Below are 16423 nucleotides of genomic sequence, written 5' to 3'. Positions count from 1 at the left end.
CACGGTGGGAAGTGCCAGTTCGGTTTGGCTAGCGGCAGTGGGAGTGGGAGTGGGGAGCGGCGCGCGGTCGAGCCCGCTCTTGAGGATCGAGGCGACGTTGCGGTAACGCATCGCCCCGAGGGTGACGGCCCGGGTAGCCGCGGCTTCGAGGCGTTCGTTGCCGTATTGACGACCGAGGCGCATCAGCCCGAGGCACGCCCGGTAGCCCTGCTCGGGGTGCGGCATGCGTTCGAGTTGGTGGCTGACCACCTGCTCGGTATGAGGTCCGACCGTGGCGCCCCAGGCGATGAGTTTGCCCGGGGACCACTGGCGATGCGCCTGATGAGAAGCGGGCATGTGTTCGGTGAGCGTGGTGAACGCCCCGTGCCGGTGGCTTCTCGCATGCACCGCGACGCGGCGGCCCGCGGCAAAGCATTCGATGCTGCTCGCGGTGATGCGCAACTCCACCGGTTGACCCGCGAGCGCATACGGCACGCTGTAGTAATGCCCGTCGAACTCGACGTGGTAGTCGATATTGGGCTTGGCTCCTTTCCACCGGGCGAACTGGAAGGGCGTGACCGGCAAGGGGCGCAGCGCCGGCCGGTCGAGCGTCTCGAACGCTTCGCGGCGGCAGCCCGGCAGGCGCCGGAAGGGGCGCGTGTTCAGCGGCTCGAGTAACGCAGCGATCGCACCGTTGAGCTCCACTAGCGAGAAGAAACGCCGGTGCCGCAGCCGCGCCAGAATCCAGCGCTGCACGATCTGCACGCCGACTTCGACCTTGGCCTTGTCCTGCGGCTTGTAGGGGCGCGCGGGCAGGATCGCCACGCCGTAATGTGCGGCGAATTCGGCGGTGGTGCGTTGCAATCGCGGCTCGTAGCGGTCGGCCTGACCGACGAGCGAGCGCGTATTGTCCGGCACGATCAACTCGGGCAGGCCGCCGATAAAGGCCAGCGCCTTCGCGAGCGATCCCAGCCAGTCGGCCTGCGACTGCGTCGCCGTGGCGCAGGCAAACGTATAGCTCGAGGCGCCGAGCACCGCGACGAAGATCTGCGCGCGCGAAATCTCGCCGGTGTCGGCGTCGACGATCGGCACCGTGTCGCCGGCGTAATCGATGAAGAGCTTCTCGCCGGCGCGATGCACCTGGCGCATCGAGCGCTTCAGGCGCCGGGCGAACGCGCGGTACAGGTCGCAAAAGCGCGAGTACTGATAGCTCGGCCCGCCGGCCGTCTGCACGTACTCTTCCCACAGCAACGCCAGCGTGACGTTCTTTCGCTTGAGCCCCTGATGCACCGCCGCCAGATCCGGCGCCGCATAGCCGACGCTCGCGCCGCGTCCACGCCTGGCCACCCCCAGCACCCGGCGCAGCTCTGCCTCGTCGGCCGCCGACAACTCGGCCCACGTCAGCTCGCTCGCCTTGGCCGCCTTCACATACTTGGCGACCACTCCTTTGGAAATCGACAGCGCGCGGGCAATGCGCTCATGCGACAGCGCGCAGTCGTATTTGAGCCGTAACAGCTCCCTGATCTTGTGCATGGCAATCCGCTCCGCCGGCATTCCCGTCTCCGCGCAAAGCACGCGAGGGTAGCCGGCCTGACAAACGACGTTGCCACGCTTGGCCTCACAAACCCGTTCCGATTTGATCGTGACCGACGATTCCGACATCGTGACCGCCCATTCCGACAACTCGCCGAAATCGGTCACGATCAAATCGGAATCCGCGGTCACTACCCACGGAATCACCGGTCACACTATTTCGGTATCAGCGGTCACGTTGGGTCGGAATCCGCAATCCAGGTCCTGCTCGGGCACAAGAAGCTGGAAACCACCGCCCTGTATGCCCAAGTCGCCACCGACATCCTGCGCGAGGTCGTCAGCCCGTTGGAGAAGCTGAACTCGCCGTAGCGCGGCCATGGTGCGGCCTGCCCTGGAGGTCGCCGACATCTTCCGCACCCATGGCCCCGCGTGGCGAACAAAGCAGTCAGGCCACCTGAGCCTCGGTCAGCTCAAGGTCATGTCGGCCATCGAACAGTGCCGTACCGCGGCGCTGGGCGGACACGCATTGCGTTGCAATGCCTGCGGCCATGAGGAGATCAGCTACAACTCCTGCCGCAATCGACATTGCCCGAAGTGCCAGGCGCGTGCCGCGCAGCGCTGGCTCGAGGCCCGACAGGCCGATCTGCTGCCCGTCGAGTACTACCACGTCGTCTTCACGCTGCCCGAACCGATCAGCGCCATCGCCTACACCAACAAGGCGGTGATCTACCGGCTGTTGTTCGACATGGCAGCGGAAACGCTGACGACGATCGCCGCCGATCCGAAACACCTCGGCGCCCAGATCGGCGCCACCCTGGTCCTGCACACCTGGGGTTCGGCATTGACGCATCATCCCCACGTGCATGGCATCGTCCCCGGCGGTGGAATTTCTCCAGACGGCAAACGCTGGGTAACCTGCCGGCGCGGGTTCTTCCTGCCGGTGCGCGTGCTGTCGCGCTTGTTCCGTCGGCGCTTCATCGAGGAACTCGAGAAGCTCTATCGCGCCGGCCAGCTGCAATTCTTCGGCGAGCACGAGCCCCTGGCCGATGCCGGCGCGTTCGGCCGGTGGTTGGTGCCGCTGCGCAGGTGCGAGTGGGTGGTGTATGCCAAGCGTCCGTTCGCCGGTCCCGAGGCCGTATTGGCCTATCTCTCCCGCTACACCCACCGGGTGGCCATCTCGAACCGGCGATTGGTGGCGATGGATGAGCACGGCGTGTCCTTCCGCTGGAAGGACTACCGCGCCAAGGGGGGTACCCGCCACAAGACGATGACGCTTGCCGCCGACGAGTTCATGCGGCGCTTCCTGCTGCATGTGTTGCCAACGGGTTTCCACCGCATCCGTCACTACGGACTGCTGGCCAATGCCGGGCGACAGCAGAATCTGGCGAGGGCGCGTACCTTGCTCGATGTGCCTCGACCCGAACCGGTCGACAACGAAAGCGCCGTCACGCCGTCACCGACCTTCGTCTGTCGCTGCTGCGGCAGCGCCATGCTGGTCGTCGAGATCATCATGCGTCGACAGCCAATTCGTGCTCCGCCATGATGCACCGCTTGCAGCTCTCTCGTCACACGACAGCCTCGGCGCCCGAGTTCCCGGCGCCGGCAGCGGCCGGCTGTTGTTCGATGCCTTCTCGCCAGCATTCGCCGCTTCCGGCACGCGCGATCGTGGCGCCAATGACCGCCCTCGGTGCCGAGCTGTGCGTTGCCGACGGTTCGAGGCGCCAATCATCGGTCATCCCGGGAACACCGGCTGGCGTCAAATTCCCATAGGCCGCGTCCCGCCCAAACCGCGCGGCAGCATCCCGCGGTTTCGTCCCTGGAGGTTTATTCAACGTCTGCCCGCAGGCGCTCTCGCGTCATCCAGCCTCGTCACGTGGAGGGCAGACGTCAAACAAACCTAAACCTGACCGGCCGTTGGGGTATGTCGCCGCCAAAGGCAGCAACGCGTCAGTCAGCGGTCGTAGCTCCGAAAGTTGGCCTCTACGTCCGCTCCGAAGTTCATCCTACAGCCGGACCCGACCCCGAGCGGAGACCAAGCTATGAAGCTCCAGCCGATCTCACTGAATCAATTCCCGCTCCGCGCTGGGGGTTGGGCGATTCCCTTGTGTTTGAAGGCTATCTAGAGCTTCGCCAACTATTTCCTGTGGGGTGCGCTCGACGATCAAGAGTGATTCAGGGCTGCCCACTTGAACGTGCAGAAGTGCATCAGTGAGACGGTTAAGGCTATTCCTACCTTTGCTGCCGAGGACCCGACAGATCTGTTCCTCGACCGACGTAAACCAGTCCGGGTTACCGCGGTTACTAACTTTCCCGAAAGTAATGCCATATAGGCGATAATATGCGGCATGAAATGCAAGCGAACTTCCGACGGTCGCGCCCACGATCATCACACCTTGCAGGTGATGCGGCAGCAGGCCATCAAAGCGGTGCGTGAGGGGCAGACCGTGCAGAGCGTCGCCGCCTCGTTCGGCGTGAATCCTCGCAGCGTCTTCCGCTGGCTGGCCGACTTCGCCAACGGCGGCCAGAACGCCCTGCTCGCCAAGCCGATCCCGGGACGTCCGCCCAGGCTCAGCGCCGAGGAGATGGCCTGGCTCGCCCGCGCGGTCCGCGACCACACCCCGCAGCAGTTCAAGTTCGAGTTCGGGCTGTGGACGCTGACGCTGATCCGTCACCTGATCAATCGTCAGCTCAAGAAGGAACTGTCGGTTTCCTCGGTCCACCGGCTCATGAAGATCCTGGGCTTCAGCGCCCAGAAACCGCTCTATCAGGCCTGGCAGCAGGATCCCGTGCTGGTGCGGACCTGGGAGACCGAGACCTATCCCGCCATTCGCGCCGAAGCGCGTGCGACGGGCGCGACGATCTACTTCGCCGACGAGTCGGGAATCCGTTCCGACTACCACACCGGCACCACCTGGGCGCCGCAGGGCCAGACGCCGGTGGTGACGGCCACCGGCCGGCGCTTTTCGCTGAACATGATCTCGGCGGTGAGCGCGCAGGGCGAGTTTCGGTTCATGCTGCATGAAGGCTCGGTCGGTGCGAAGGTCTTTCTGGAGTTCCTCAAGCGCTTGATGATCGGCGCTCAGAAGCCGGTGTTCGTCATCGTCGATGGTCATCCGATCCACAAGGCAAAGTTGATCAAGACCTATGTCGACAGCCTCGGCGGCCGGCTGAAGCTGTTCTACCTGCCGCCGTATTCGCCGCACCTGAACCCGGACGAAACGGTCTGGGCGCATGTGAAGCGCAAGGTTTCGCGCCAGGTGGTCGAGAGCAAGGAGGACATGAAGCGCCTCGCACTCGGGGCCCTGCGCAGCATTCAGAAACTCCCCGAGCTCGTGAAGTCATTCTTCCGGCAACCAGAGTGTCAATACACTCTATAGTGACACTACTTATTGAAAAGTTAGTAATCTCCATGTTCGCGTGCAATTGGATGTCGTCCCTTTGCGAGGGCGAGATCGTTGCGTTGGCAACAAGTGGCAGCAAGACCTCCGAGACGTGAGCCATTCGAAGCATCCCGGCCAGGAAAGATCGCCAATCAATTCCATGCGGACTCCGCCGTAGTGCAAGCGGGAGGAACTCGGCTATTCGAAGGGCTAGCCTGGCGACAAACACGGCCTCGACGCGTGCATCGATAGGAAGCAACGTACCAAGAACGGCTCGTGCTCCCAGCAATAGCATTCCGGCCGAACTAGAGCCGTGAGACCCGTCAAGGGGAAACGTATCGCAGGCGCTAAACAGCGCGATGGGGGGAACTCTTACCTCGGTACGGTATTGCCACAAGTGTAAAGGCGCTCCACCGATCACAATCGTGCCCGAATGATCGTCGTGATCTCGGGCTCCGTGGCAATCAAAAATCACTACAGAGGAATCGAAAGAGTTAAGAGCAGCTACGAATTCCTCAGGCGTATTTACATCCACTATCCTGAACGATACTGAGACGCCCCTTTCTTGCTGCAGACGGCGGATTGCGCGCTCAAGCAAGAGGCGGCATGGATCCCCTTCGCAGAACGAACGCACTACGAGAATCTCGGCGAAGGTGCTTCTTGGGAGGATCGCCATATCCGACCGGAGAAGGCTCCAAAGGGACAAGCTGCCGGGTGTTACGGGGATTCGGCTACAGTCGTATCGCAGGCTGAGTGGTAGGGATCCGATGGTAAGGAACTCAATGGGCAGATCAGTTACAAGTTTGATCCCCCCAGTGCGATGGGAAGATTCTGCGAGTTCCGACAGCACCCGGATGTCGATAAGGTCACGCATCTCATGGCAGAGCGCTGTAAACAACTTCTGCATCTTGAAAGGACGGTGCGGTCCTGATCCGCGCGCGCATCCTCCAAGTTGGATTAGCCTCGGACGTATTTCATTGATCTTCGGCTCGAGGCGAAGCACAGGAGTCAGATCCTGCGCACTGAGAGCAGTTAAGCCAGCTACGTATGCCATCATCTCTGCACTTCGATGCTGCATCATCAGCTGGATGAGCGGATTGCTCACGTCCACCCCGAGAGGAAGTGGCAAATGAGTAACGAATTCTCGTTGTCGTCTCGTGTGTGTCCAGAGGACTCGGAGGAGCCGCCGTTCATTGGCATCCTCAACGCGATGAAAGTCGGGCGGTGATCGGTCAAAGACCCATGCTGGCGACATTGCCGTCAGGATGTAGCGATTTAAGACCTTGCTCTTGAGATCATCGCGAAGGAGTTCTGATCTTGCTTCCGCTACTGCGCGTGCCGATTCCAGCATAGCCTCGATCAGGATGTCACGCGCCTGCCCGTCAAGGCGTGTCTCGGTGCCCGACGCGTGACTGAACGCCGCCAGAGCCACTTCATTCGCCGCAGTGAGGCCGTGACTGTAGGCAGCACACCGAGCTGGTAGGACCGATCGATTAATGTCCTCCGCTAGTACCTCCCCAGCTGCTTGGCGGAAGCCGTCTTCGGACTCACGATTGTTCAGGACTGATCTGGCAAAGTCACGTAGCAACTCGACTGAGACATCGCCGATTGCAACGATGCCTTGGCTAGGTTCATCCGAAATATGAAGGATAGGACGGTCAATGCGACTCAAGATCGCTGCAACATGGTCGCGGGTAGCAGAAGTAGTGATCACGACCACGAATGGACCAATCTGGAGATCGCCCAAATGCTCCAGTGCCGCAAACTCGATCGGCAAGATCCGCTGGTCAATGAGGCGCAATGCTCGGAACATCAGCTTGTGTCTCGGATCAGCGGCAAACTCGCGAATATCGCCTGGCCATTGACAGACTGCCATGACCAAATGCGCTGTGTCGAGCACTCCCGGCGTGTAGAGCTGAAAAGCTGAGGCATCGTCGAGATCCTGATCGGGGTGAGGGATCAGGTAGCAGATACGAAAGCGAGGATCTCTAAGCATAAGATCAGCCAATGCCCGTCGTGCTCGCGAACGCTCGCGCGCGATCAACGTATCCGTCCGGTAACCCCCGTTCTTCCGTTCCTGCCCGCGTTGTTGGATCGTTGTCGCTCCTTGAATAGCGGAGCAGGCGACGATGGAAGGACAGTTGGGTTCGGATGGCGACAGCGGTATGGGTGCGGCGGGCGGTCGGATCGACTGGCGCACGGGCAAGCGGATGATGGCCCGCGGCGACGCGTTCTGGCAGCAGCATGAAGCGCTGCGTCGCGAGCAGGGGCTGAGCATCCCGCAGTACTGCGAGGCGAACGGGTTGGCGCTGTCGACGTTTCGGCGTCGGGTCGGGCGTCTGGTGCGCGCCGAGACCGACGTCGAGCCCGCGTCGCGGGCAAAGTCGAAGTCGGCCGATGCGCGGGGCCAGTTCATCGCACTCCCTCATGGTGCGGATGCGTCCTCCCGCAGCGCGGAAATCGAAGTGCGCCTGCCCGGCACGATGACGCTGCGTCTGCAAGGGGCGGCCGCGCAGCAGGTGCTCGATCGCATCCTGGCGCAGTTGCTGTGATCCTGTCCTCGGCGGTCAGGGCCTATGTGTATAGCGAGGCGGTCGACATGAGGAAATCGATCGACGCGCTGGCGCAGCTGGTCGCCTCCTGCATGGGCATGGATCCGCTGTCGGGGCAGGTGTTCGTGTTCATCGGCCGGCGCCGCGACAAGGTGAAGCTCCTGGTGTGGGACCGCCACGGCTTCTGGGTGCTGTACAAGCGCCTGGAACGGGGCCGCTTCGCCGATCCGGCACGCCTTGCGGCCGGCGCTCTGGCGATGAGCGAACTGGTGGCGTGGCTCGAGGGTATCGATCTGGCCCGCGTGCGGCGCCTCCCGGCGGTGGCCGCGTCCCGCGTGAGCTGAGTGCGAGGCCGCGCTCTGCCATGCAATTGGGGTTTGACCGACTGCCCCGAGGCGGCGCCCGCTGGCAAGATGGGCGCCATGAATCGCCCTGCCGTCATCGATCGCGCGACCCTGCCCACCGCCGTGGAGCCGCTCCAGGATATGGTGCTGGAGATGGCCGCGCAGCTCGACGGGTTGCGGACGCAGTTCGACGCACAGATGGAGAGCCTGCGCCACCAACTGGCCGAACTGCGCCGGCGGCTGTTCGGTCCGCGCAGCGAAGCGATCCACGCGGGGCAAGGCGAATTGTGGAGCGAGACGGTCGAAGTACCGGTGCCGCCGGAAGCGTTTCGCGAGGTCGAGGCGCACCGCCGGCGCCAACCGGGGCGTGCCGCGATCGGTGAACACTTGCCGCGGCGACGCGTCGAGCACGATCTGTCCGCGGACGAGAAAGCCGCCTTCGCCGTGGTCGAGCGCATCGGCGAGGAAGTCTCCGAGATGCTCGAGTACATCCCGGCGCGCCTCGAAGTCATCCAGAACGTGCGTCTGAAGTACCGCTGCGAGCGCGCCGACGGCAGCAGCACGATCCGCACCGCCACCGCCCAGGGTTCGCCGCTCGCCAAGAGCAACGCCGGGCCGGGGCTGCTCGCGCACGTGATGGTGTCGAAATACCTCGATCATTGCCCGCTCGCCCGTCAGCAGCGCATCCTCGCCCGCGACGGCGTCGTGATCGCGCGCCAGACGCTGTGCGACTGGGTACTCGACGGGGCCGAGCTCTTGAGCGTGCTGATGCCGGCGCTGCATCGGCACGTGCTCGCGAGCCCGGTGATCTTCACCGACGACACGACGCTCGCGCTGCAGGCGCCGGGCAAGACCGTCACGGCGCGGATGTGGGCATATCTGGCCGGAGGCCATCACAAGGACGAGCACGGCCGCTGGCAGGCGGTGGCGCCGGCGGCACTGTACGACTTCACGCTGGATCGCAGCGGCACGCACCCACGCCGTATCCTCGGGGACTGGCGCGGCTATCTGCAAGCCGACGACTACAGTGGTTACCACGCAAGCTTCCGTGAAGGGGTGACTCACGTTGCGTGCTGGGCCCATGCAAGGAGGAAGTACTTCGACGTGGTCAAGGCCATGCCCAAGGGGGCCCGGCCGGGACTTGCGCATCATGCGCTGCGCTTCATCGGGCTGATCTACCGCATCGAAAGCCAAATTGCCCAGGCCGATCCCGACGTCCGACGGCAACAGCGACAACGACGCACGACACGCGTGCTCGCCTGGTTCCATCGCTGGCTCACCGCACACGCCCCGACCCTGCTGCCGAAGTCGCCGCTGGCGAAAGCCTTCGCCTATACGCTGTCGAACTGGACGGCGCTCACCGTGTTCGTCAATGACGGCAGTCTCGCCGCGGACAACAATCTGAGCGAACGCGCCATGCGCCCGGTGGCCCTGTCGCGCAAGAATTGGCTCTTCGCCGGCAGCCCACGCGGCGGGCGGGCCGCTGCGGTACTCTTCAGCCTGATCGAGACGGCGCGCCTGAACGGTGTCGAGCCCTATGCCTATCTGAAGGACGTGCTCGCACGGATCAACACCCACCGCGTCGATCGCCTCGAAGAACTGCTGCCGATGAACTGGACGCCCGCCGCCGCATGAACGCTGCCCTGATCGAAGCCCTCAACCGCGCCACCAGCCTCGAACTCTTCCACCTCTCGACGATTCTCGAACGCCTGATGTCGGACCCGGCCCGGATCATCGAAATCCGTCGCCATCTGCATCTTGGGCAGTCGGTGCGTTTCCTCGACGGGCAACAGGCCGGCGCCCAGGTGTCGCTGCGCACGGGGCGGATCGTCGCGATGAAGGACACGCAACTCACCGTGCAGGACGAGCGCACCCGGCGCGAATGGAAATTGCCGTATGCGGCGATCGAAATCCCGGACGCCGCTTCGATCCCGGCGCCATCGGTGCCCGAGCCGCCGTCTCCGACCCGCGCAGACTTCCGAGTCGGCGACCAAGTGAGCTTCGAAGACCGTCACCTGCAGACCCGCATCGGAACCATCGTGCGCATCAATCAGCGCACCGCCACCCTCGACTGCGACGGTCAAAGCTGGCGCGTCTCCTTCCCGCTGTTGCGGCACCTCGTCGATCTCTGATCCGTGCCCCTGACGGGGATTGCCGGACAGATACCGATCAACTCCCCGGCGCCCGGTTGCTTAACGCTCGCCCCGTGGCATTTTTTGTACTTCCGCCCACTTCCGCAGGGACAGGGATCGTTACGACCAGTTTTGGTTCGCATAGGCCTCATCCAGGCAGCGCCGATAAATACTTCATCATATACCGCTGGAGAATCAGTTCTTTTGAGTTCGCCTATCGGCACCGTGGTCTGAACGGCCGCGTTTGGCCGATCCTACCCTTCCGGCTGCGCGCTCGTAAGCAGCCGCTCGCCGCGAATGCTCTCGGAGAGCGGCCGTGCTACGGTCAGATCTCGATCTGCTCTGAGATCTCCAAGGCATCATCGACCTCGATGCCGAGGTAACGGACCGTCGACTCCAACTTGGAGTGGCCAAGTAGGAGTTGGACGGCCCTCAGGTTCTTCGTCCGTTTGTAGATCAGGGTCACCTTCGTCCGCCGCATCGAATGCGTGCCATAGGCGGATGGATCTAGCCCCGCTGCGGTCACCCATTGCTCGACGATCCTCGCATACTGCCGGGTGGATACATGCGGCGAGTCGTGCAGCCGGCTTGGAAAGAGGAAGTCCTCCGGCCTTAGCTTCGCCTTGTCGATCCATGTCGCCACCGTCGTTCGGGTTGGTTCGGTCAGTTCGAACTGAACCGGCCGCTGCGTCTTTTTCTGAACGACCGCTGTGCGGGACAACACTTGACAGCCGTGGGTCACGTCACGGACGCGCAGGGCGACGAGGTCGCATCCACGCAGTTTGCTGTCGATGGCCAAATTGAACAGCGCCAGATCCCGAACTCGGTGGCCGTTCTGAAGGTGGATACGGATGGCCCAAATATCCTTGGGCTTCAACGGCGCCTTCTGACCCACCAGCCTTCCCTTGTTCCACGGTTCCCGATGCTCATTGGATTCCATGTCAGACTCCTTGGCTGTTGATCGGAATCTGATTGAAGACCGGCGAGCGTCCGACCGCTTACAGGGAGGACTTCAACTCGTGCTGACGGCCACAAGGCGACGGTCGTCGTCCTCACATTACCACGCGTACGTGATATGCCATCTGGGGCAGTAGCACGTGTAATATTTCATTTCAAAGAGCCCATACGAAAACGGTGCAATCGAGGCGGAGCCGTCTGGGCCCAACCACCGCCCCAGGGGGAAGCTTGGCTACGTACTTCACCAAGAGCGAAGCGCGCACTGCTGCACGCACGGCCACAATCGCAAAGTCTCAGTTCGTCAAGGCATCCGCGCAGATCCTGAAGGAGGACCGCCAAGCGAGTAGGGACAGCGAGTCCTTTGACGTCTTCCTGTCCCACTCGAGCACTGACGCCGATCTGGTGCTGGGCGTCAAGCGTTTGCTTGAAGCGCGCGGCTTAAAGGTCTACGTGGACTGGGACACTGATACACAGCTCGATCGCAGCACTGTTAGTTCCGAGACGGCGGAATTACTACGACGCCGGATGAGGCAGTCGGCCTCGTTGATCTACTTGGCAACCGAGGCGGCGTCTACTTCCAAGTGGATGCCGTGGGAACTCGGCTACTTCGACGGACTGCGTAGTGGCCAGGTAGCGGTCATGCCTTTGATGAATAACGAGAACGACAAGTTCTCGGGTCAGGAGTACCTAGGGCTCTATCCCAAGATCACTAAAGACACGTACCAAAACACGAGGCAGAAGGATGTGTTCGTTGAGGGGCAAGGCCGCTGGACAACGCTGCGTGAATTCAACGACCGCAAACCGAACTGGAGATCCTACGCTACGTCCTCCAAGTGAGAAGTGGGTTGCCAGCATGGGGAGGATGGGCGCTTTAGCGCTCGCGTGGCAAAGGCACCGGCGTCCGCGCAGACCACAGAGCGCTGCATGATCCGATCACCCCGAATGGCAATCGCCATAACCTAACCACAGAGCCAAGCACCGATGACCCCAAAACATGAGATTGACGCGTTCATCAAGGATTTCGTGAAGGACCTGGAGCAGGGCACCGCGGCGGTATTTGCCGGCGCCGGGATGTCGAAGGGCTCCGGGTTTGTCGACTGGCCTGAACTGATGCGGGATATCGCTGCGGAGCTCGGGCTAAAAGTCGAACTCGAGCACGACCTCATCTCGGTAGCCCAATTTCACTTCAACCGTCGCAAGACAAGCGACGGCTTGGCCAAGAAGATCCTCGAGGAGTTCTCCGGCCACGCGGAGCCGTCGCCCGTCCACGAGGTCTTGGCGCGCTTGCCCATCCATACCTACTGGACAACCAACTACGACACCCTGATTGAGGATGCGCTGCGCAAGGCCTATCGCGTGCCCGACGTCAAGTTCGACGTAGAGCACCTCACGACCACCAAGCCCAAGAGGGACGCCGTGGTCTACAAGATGCACGGTGACGTTTCTTTCCCGAATTCCGCGGTCCTGTACAAGGAGCAGTACGAGAAGTACCACAACACACACGCGCCCTTCATCACGGCACTCGGCGGTGATCTGGTCTCTAAGACGTTCCTCTTCATTGGCTTTAGCTTCTCCGACCCCAACCTGGACTACATGCTCAGCAGGCTTCATGTCTTCGGAGGCAAGAAGCGCACGCACTACTGTTTCATGAGAGAGGTCCAGAAGGAGGCAGGAGACGACGACGAGCTCTTCACGTACAAGCGAAGGAAGCAGGACCTCCGCATCGACGATCTGAAGCGGTTCGGCATCCAGACGCTACTGGTTGATGACTACTGCGATATTCCGGAGATCCTGCAGCGCATAGAAAGCCGGTTTCGCAAGAAGACCATCTTCGTGTCGGGAAGCGCCGAAGAGTATGGCGACTGGGACCGCCAGGAAGCTCTGAACTTTGTGCACGCGCTGGCCGCAGAGAGTGTCAAAGCCAACCTGCGCGTGGTCAACGGGTTCGGGTGGGGGATAGGCAGCGCGGTCATTAACGGCGCGCTGGAGGCGATTTACGGCAACCCGCAAAAATACTCTGAGGATCAACTCGTGGTCAGGCCGTTCCCGCAGCATGGCGATAACCTTCAGATGCTCTGGGAGCAGTACCGGCAACGCATGGTCTCACTTGCCGGCATTGCGGTTTTCGTTTTTGGTAACAAGCGCGTCAACGGCGACGTGGTGGACGCGTCAGGTGTGCGTCGAGAGTTCGAGATCGCCATCGAGCATGGCCTGGTGCCGATCCCAGTTGCTGCTAGCGGCTACATGGCGAAGGCGCTTTGGGATGAAGTGCTTGCAGACCCTGCCAAATACTATCCCGGCATGGATTGGATCGTACCCCTCATTAAAGCCCTGGATACACGCCAGCCGAACGACACTGATTTGGTTTCGCGCATCATCAAGATCATAAAGGATCTGAACAAATGAACGGCATAAAACGCAAAGTCTTCTACAGCTTCCATTTCGACAACGATGTGTTCCGCGTACAACAGGTGCGCAATATGGGTGTTATCGAGGGTAACGAGCCAACCACTCCGAACAACTGGGAGCAGATCAGGCGCACGGCCGGTGGGGTAGAGCGATGGATTAACGACAATATGCAAGGAAAGACCTGCGCCATAGTGCTCATCGGCATGGAGACTGCGCAAAGACCGTGGGTGCAGTATGAGATCAAAAAGGCTTGGAAGGATGGCAAGGGGCTCTTCGGCATCAATGTGCATAACTTGAAATGCCCGAAAATGGGGATTTGCCGGAAGGGCCCCAATCCGTTTGACGGCACCAAGTTCACCAAGGCAAATGGGCAGATCTACGTTCCTAAAACGTACGACCCCTCCGCATCCGACGCGTACGGTGATATCAACAGGAACTTGTCCACGTGGATTGAACGAGCAATTGCGGACGCCATGTGAGCAATCCCGCTCTGACCTCTCGCGAGCGTTCCTTCAACCGGGCCTAAGCCGCCGGAACTAGCCCGTTGAGCTTGGCCGTTGCCACGAGGATGTACATCGCGCACCCAGAGGACACGCCGCTATGGGTCGTTGTTCGCGTTCAACGGTTAGCGAAGCCGCCGTTCGAGCATTCTCAAGGTTGAACGGCTGGTAACCCATGCAATGCAGCCCGATTGAGGGCGACAGGCCAACGGCGGCATTGGTTTAGGTTTGTTTGACGTCTGCCCTCCACGTGACGAGGCTGGATGACGCGAGAGCGCCTGCGGGCAGACGTTGAATAAACCTCCAGGGACGAAACCGCGGGATGCTGCCGCGCGGTTTGGGCGGGACGCGGCCTATGGGAATTTGACGCCAGCCGGTGTTCCCGGGATGACCGATGATTGGCGCCTCGAACCGTCGGCAACGCACAGCTCGGCACCGAGGGCGGTCATTGGCGCCACGATCGCGCGTGCCGGAAGCGGCGAATGCTGGCGAGAAGGCATCGAACAACAGCCGGCCGCTGCCGGCGCCGGGAACTCGGGCGCCGAGGCTGTCGTGTGACGAGAGAGCTGCAAGCGGTGCATCATGGCGGAGCACGAATTGGCTGTCGACGCATGATGATCTCGACGACCAGCATGGCGCTGCCGCAGCAGCGACAGACGAAGGTCGGTGACGGCGTGACGGCGCTTTCGTTGTCGACCGGTTCGGGTCGAGGCACATCGAGCAAGGTACGCGCCCTCGCCAGATTCTGCTGTCGCCCGGCATTGGCCAGCAGTCCGTAGTGACGGATGCGGTGGAAACCCGTTGGCAACACATGCAGCAGGAAGCGCCGCATGAACTCGTCGGCGGCAAGCGTCATCGTCTTGTGGCGGGTACCCCCCTTGGCGCGGTAGTCCTTCCAGCGGAAGGACACGCCGTGCTCATCCATCGCCACCAATCGCCGGTTCGAGATGGCCACCCGGTGGGTGTAGCGGGAGAGATAGGCCAATACGGCCTCGGGACCGGCGAACGGACGCTTGGCATACACCACCCACTCGCACCTGCGCAGCGGCACCAACCACCGGCCGAACGCGCCGGCATCGGCCAGGGGCTCGTGCTCGCCGAAGAATTGCAGCTGGCCGGCGCGATAGAGCTTCTCGAGTTCCTCGATGAAGCGCCGACGGAACAAGCGCGACAGCACGCGCACCGGCAGGAAGAACCCGCGCCGGCAGGTTACCCAGCGTTTGCCGTCTGGAGAAATTCCACCGCCGGGGACGATGCCATGCACGTGGGGATGATGCGTCAATGCCGAACCCCAGGTGTGCAGGACCAGGGTGGCGCCGATCTGGGCGCCGAGGTGTTTCGGATCGGCGGCGATCGTCGTCAGCGTTTCCGCTGCCATGTCGAACAACAGCCGGTAGATCACCGCCTTGTTGGTGTAGGCGATGGCGCTGATCGGTTCGGGCAGCGTGAAGACGACGTGGTAGTACTCGACGGGCAGCAGATCGGCCTGTCGGGCCTCGAGCCAGCGCTGCGCGGCACGCGCCTGGCACTTCGGGCAATGTCGATTGCGGCAGGAGTTGTAGCTGATCTCCTCATGGCCGCAGGCATTGCAACGCAATGCGTGTCCGCCCAGCGCCGCGGTACGGCACTGTTCGATGGCCGACATGACCTTGAGCTGACCGAGGCTCAGGTGGCCTGACTGCTTTGTTCGCCACGCGGGGCCATGGGTGCGGAAGATGTCGGCGACCTCCAGGGCAGGCCGCACCATGGCCGCGCTACGGCGAGTTCAGCTTCTCCAACGGGCTGACGACCTCGCGCAGGATGTCGGTGGCGACTTGGGCATACAGGGCGGTGGTTTCCAGCTTCTTGTGCCCGAGCAGGACCTGGATCAGGCGGATGTCGACCTTCTGCTCCAGCAGGTGGGTGGCAAAGGCATGGCGCAGCGAGTGCATCGATACCCGCTTGTCGATGCCCGCTTCGTCGGCGGCTGCGTGGATGGCACGGTCGAGTTGCCGGGCGCTGAGGTGTCGGACCGGATCCTGACCAGGGAACAGCCAGCCGCCATCGAGCATCTTGCCCTGCGCATGGGCCACTCGCCACCACACGCGCAGCCGTTGCAGCAGCAACGGCGAAAGCATCGCATAGCGATCCTTCTGGCCCTTGCCTTGTTCAACCCGCAGCGTCATGCGCTGGCTGTCGATGTCGGCGACCTTCAAGGACACGACTTCGCTGATGCGCAAGCCCGTCGCATAGGCCAGTGCCAAGGCGGTTTGGTGTTTCAGGTTGCCGGCCGCAGCGATCAGGCGCTTCACCTCGTCCGGGCTCAGGATCACCGGCAGCTTGCGCGGCAGATGCACCGGCTGCATCTTGGCCATCAGCTCGGGACGGTCGAGCGTGACGGTGAAGAAGAACTTCAAGCCGCAGATTGCCGCGTTGAGCGACGTGGGCGACGTCCCGTGATCCACCAGGTACAGCTGGTAGTTCCGCAGATCCTCGACGGTCGCGGTATCCGGCGAGCGCCCAAGATACTTCGCGAAGTAGCGCACGGCGCGCACGTACCCTTCCTGGGTTCGATCGCCCAGCTTGCGCATCCGCATGTCCTCGATCATGCGCTGGCGCAACGGACTGATGCTCGGCTTCTGGGTTTCCATGGCTTGC

At 62.3% G+C, this 16423-nt stretch carries 14 protein-coding genes; 9 read left to right on the top strand and 5 right to left on the bottom strand.

Annotated features, from left to right (window positions below; all coding sequences use genetic code 11):
• The coding region (gene istA, locus GO608_RS19470; protein WP_247003382.1) for an IS21 family transposase at positions 1 to 1533 on the bottom strand (1533 nt) is incomplete at its 3' end.
• Between the two features lie 355 nt (positions 1534 to 1888).
• On the opposite strand from istA, the gene GO608_RS19465 reads away from it, so the two are divergent.
• The 6 genes from GO608_RS19465 to GO608_RS19440 all read left to right on the top strand — a co-directional run bounded on the left by GO608_RS19465 (position 1889) and on the right by GO608_RS19440 (position 9920).
• Positions 1889 to 3055, top strand: a complete 1167-nt coding sequence (locus GO608_RS19465) for an IS91 family transposase (protein ID WP_169200652.1) — start codon at positions 1889 to 1891, stop codon at positions 3053 to 3055.
• 802 nt (positions 3056 to 3857) lie between these two features.
• A complete protein-coding gene (locus GO608_RS19460; RefSeq protein WP_247002968.1) occupies positions 3858 to 4889 on the top strand; it encodes an IS630-like element ISAzo33 family transposase in 1032 nt (343 codons plus the stop codon).
• A gap of 2132 nt (positions 4890 to 7021) precedes the next feature.
• Entirely contained in the window at positions 7022 to 7444 is a 423-nt protein-coding gene (gene tnpA / locus GO608_RS19455) for an IS66 family insertion sequence element accessory protein TnpA (protein WP_169200637.1), read from the top strand.
• A complete protein-coding gene (gene tnpB, locus GO608_RS19450) occupies positions 7441 to 7788 on the top strand; it encodes an IS66 family insertion sequence element accessory protein TnpB (protein WP_011236007.1) in 348 nt (115 codons plus the stop codon). Before tnpA ends, tnpB begins: the two co-directional genes overlap by 4 nt.
• A gap of 78 nt (positions 7789 to 7866) precedes the next feature.
• Entirely contained in the window at positions 7867 to 9423 is a 1557-nt protein-coding gene (gene tnpC / locus GO608_RS19445) for an IS66 family transposase (RefSeq protein ID WP_247003351.1), read from the top strand.
• Positions 9420 to 9920 (top strand): hypothetical protein, encoded by a 501-nt coding sequence (locus GO608_RS19440; RefSeq protein ID WP_169200605.1) that lies wholly within the window; start codon positions 9420 to 9422, stop codon positions 9918 to 9920. The genes tnpC and GO608_RS19440 overlap by 4 nt, the downstream gene beginning before the upstream one ends.
• Here the strand turns inward: GO608_RS19440 and GO608_RS19760 are convergent.
• Positions 9869 to 10063 carry an SEC-C metal-binding domain-containing protein gene (locus GO608_RS19760; RefSeq protein ID WP_211159649.1) on the bottom strand — a complete coding sequence of 65 codons (195 nt, stop codon included), beginning with the start codon at positions 10061 to 10063 and terminating at the stop codon, positions 9869 to 9871. The genes GO608_RS19440 and GO608_RS19760 overlap by 52 nt on opposite strands.
• 182 nt (positions 10064 to 10245) lie before the next feature.
• Complete coding sequence (locus GO608_RS19435) at positions 10246 to 10860, bottom strand: tyrosine-type recombinase/integrase (RefSeq protein ID WP_169200606.1); 615 nt, start codon at positions 10858 to 10860, stop codon at positions 10246 to 10248.
• A 245-nt stretch (positions 10861 to 11105) separates the two neighbouring features.
• Here GO608_RS19435 and GO608_RS19430 point away from each other — a divergent pair, with 245 nt between their 5' ends.
• The 3 genes from GO608_RS19430 to GO608_RS19420 all read left to right on the top strand — a co-directional run bounded on the left by GO608_RS19430 (position 11106) and on the right by GO608_RS19420 (position 13765).
• Positions 11106 to 11714 (top strand): toll/interleukin-1 receptor domain-containing protein, encoded by a 609-nt coding sequence (locus tag GO608_RS19430; RefSeq protein WP_169200607.1) that lies wholly within the window; start codon positions 11106 to 11108, stop codon positions 11712 to 11714.
• 144 nt (positions 11715 to 11858) lie between these two features.
• Positions 11859 to 13283, top strand: coding sequence for an SIR2 family protein (locus GO608_RS19425; protein WP_169200608.1), 1425 nt, complete (start codon positions 11859 to 11861; stop codon positions 13281 to 13283).
• Complete coding sequence (locus GO608_RS19420) at positions 13280 to 13765, top strand: TIR domain-containing protein (protein ID WP_211159650.1); 486 nt, start codon at positions 13280 to 13282, stop codon at positions 13763 to 13765. The genes GO608_RS19425 and GO608_RS19420 overlap by 4 nt, the downstream gene beginning before the upstream one ends.
• Before the next feature lie 601 nt (positions 13766 to 14366).
• Here the strand turns inward: GO608_RS19420 and GO608_RS19415 are convergent.
• Positions 14367 to 15533 (bottom strand): IS91 family transposase, encoded by a 1167-nt coding sequence (locus GO608_RS19415; protein ID WP_169200652.1) that lies wholly within the window; start codon positions 15531 to 15533, stop codon positions 14367 to 14369.
• Between the two features lie 7 nt (positions 15534 to 15540).
• Entirely contained in the window at positions 15541 to 16416 is an 876-nt protein-coding gene (locus GO608_RS19410; protein WP_247003349.1) for a tyrosine-type recombinase/integrase, read from the bottom strand.
• Positions 16417 to 16423: the final 7 nt, after the last annotated feature.

The organism is Aromatoleum buckelii, assembly GCF_012910785.2.
GTDB lineage: Bacteria > Pseudomonadota > Gammaproteobacteria > Burkholderiales > Rhodocyclaceae > Aromatoleum > Aromatoleum buckelii.
The sequence above is the reverse complement of the archived record's forward strand: the minus strand, read 5'-3'. Positions and strand labels throughout refer to the sequence as shown.

Excerpts from the sequence above, each read along its gene's own strand:
- GO608_RS19465 (WP_169200652.1), top strand. The coding sequence starts at position 1,889 with ATGGTGCGGCCTGCCCTGGAGGTCGCCGACATCTTCCGCACCCATGGC.
- GO608_RS19460 (WP_247002968.1), top strand. The coding sequence starts at position 3,858 with ATGAAATGCAAGCGAACTTCCGACGGTCGCGCCCACGATCATCACACC.
- tnpA (WP_169200637.1), top strand. The coding sequence starts at position 7,022 with ATGGAAGGACAGTTGGGTTCGGATGGCGACAGCGGTATGGGTGCGGCG.
- tnpC (WP_247003351.1), top strand. The coding sequence starts at position 7,867 with ATGAATCGCCCTGCCGTCATCGATCGCGCGACCCTGCCCACCGCCGTG.
- GO608_RS19440 (WP_169200605.1), top strand. The coding sequence starts at position 9,420 with ATGAACGCTGCCCTGATCGAAGCCCTCAACCGCGCCACCAGCCTCGAA.
- GO608_RS19760 (WP_211159649.1), bottom strand. The coding sequence starts at position 10,063 with ATGCGAACCAAAACTGGTCGTAACGATCCCTGTCCCTGCGGAAGTGGG.
- GO608_RS19435 (WP_169200606.1), bottom strand. The coding sequence starts at position 10,860 with ATGGAATCCAATGAGCATCGGGAACCGTGGAACAAGGGAAGGCTGGTG.
- GO608_RS19425 (WP_169200608.1), top strand. The coding sequence starts at position 11,859 with ATGACCCCAAAACATGAGATTGACGCGTTCATCAAGGATTTCGTGAAG.
- GO608_RS19420 (WP_211159650.1), top strand. The coding sequence starts at position 13,280 with ATGAACGGCATAAAACGCAAAGTCTTCTACAGCTTCCATTTCGACAAC.
- GO608_RS19415 (WP_169200652.1), bottom strand. The coding sequence starts at position 15,533 with ATGGTGCGGCCTGCCCTGGAGGTCGCCGACATCTTCCGCACCCATGGC.
- GO608_RS19410 (WP_247003349.1), bottom strand. The coding sequence starts at position 16,416 with ATGGAAACCCAGAAGCCGAGCATCAGTCCGTTGCGCCAGCGCATGATC.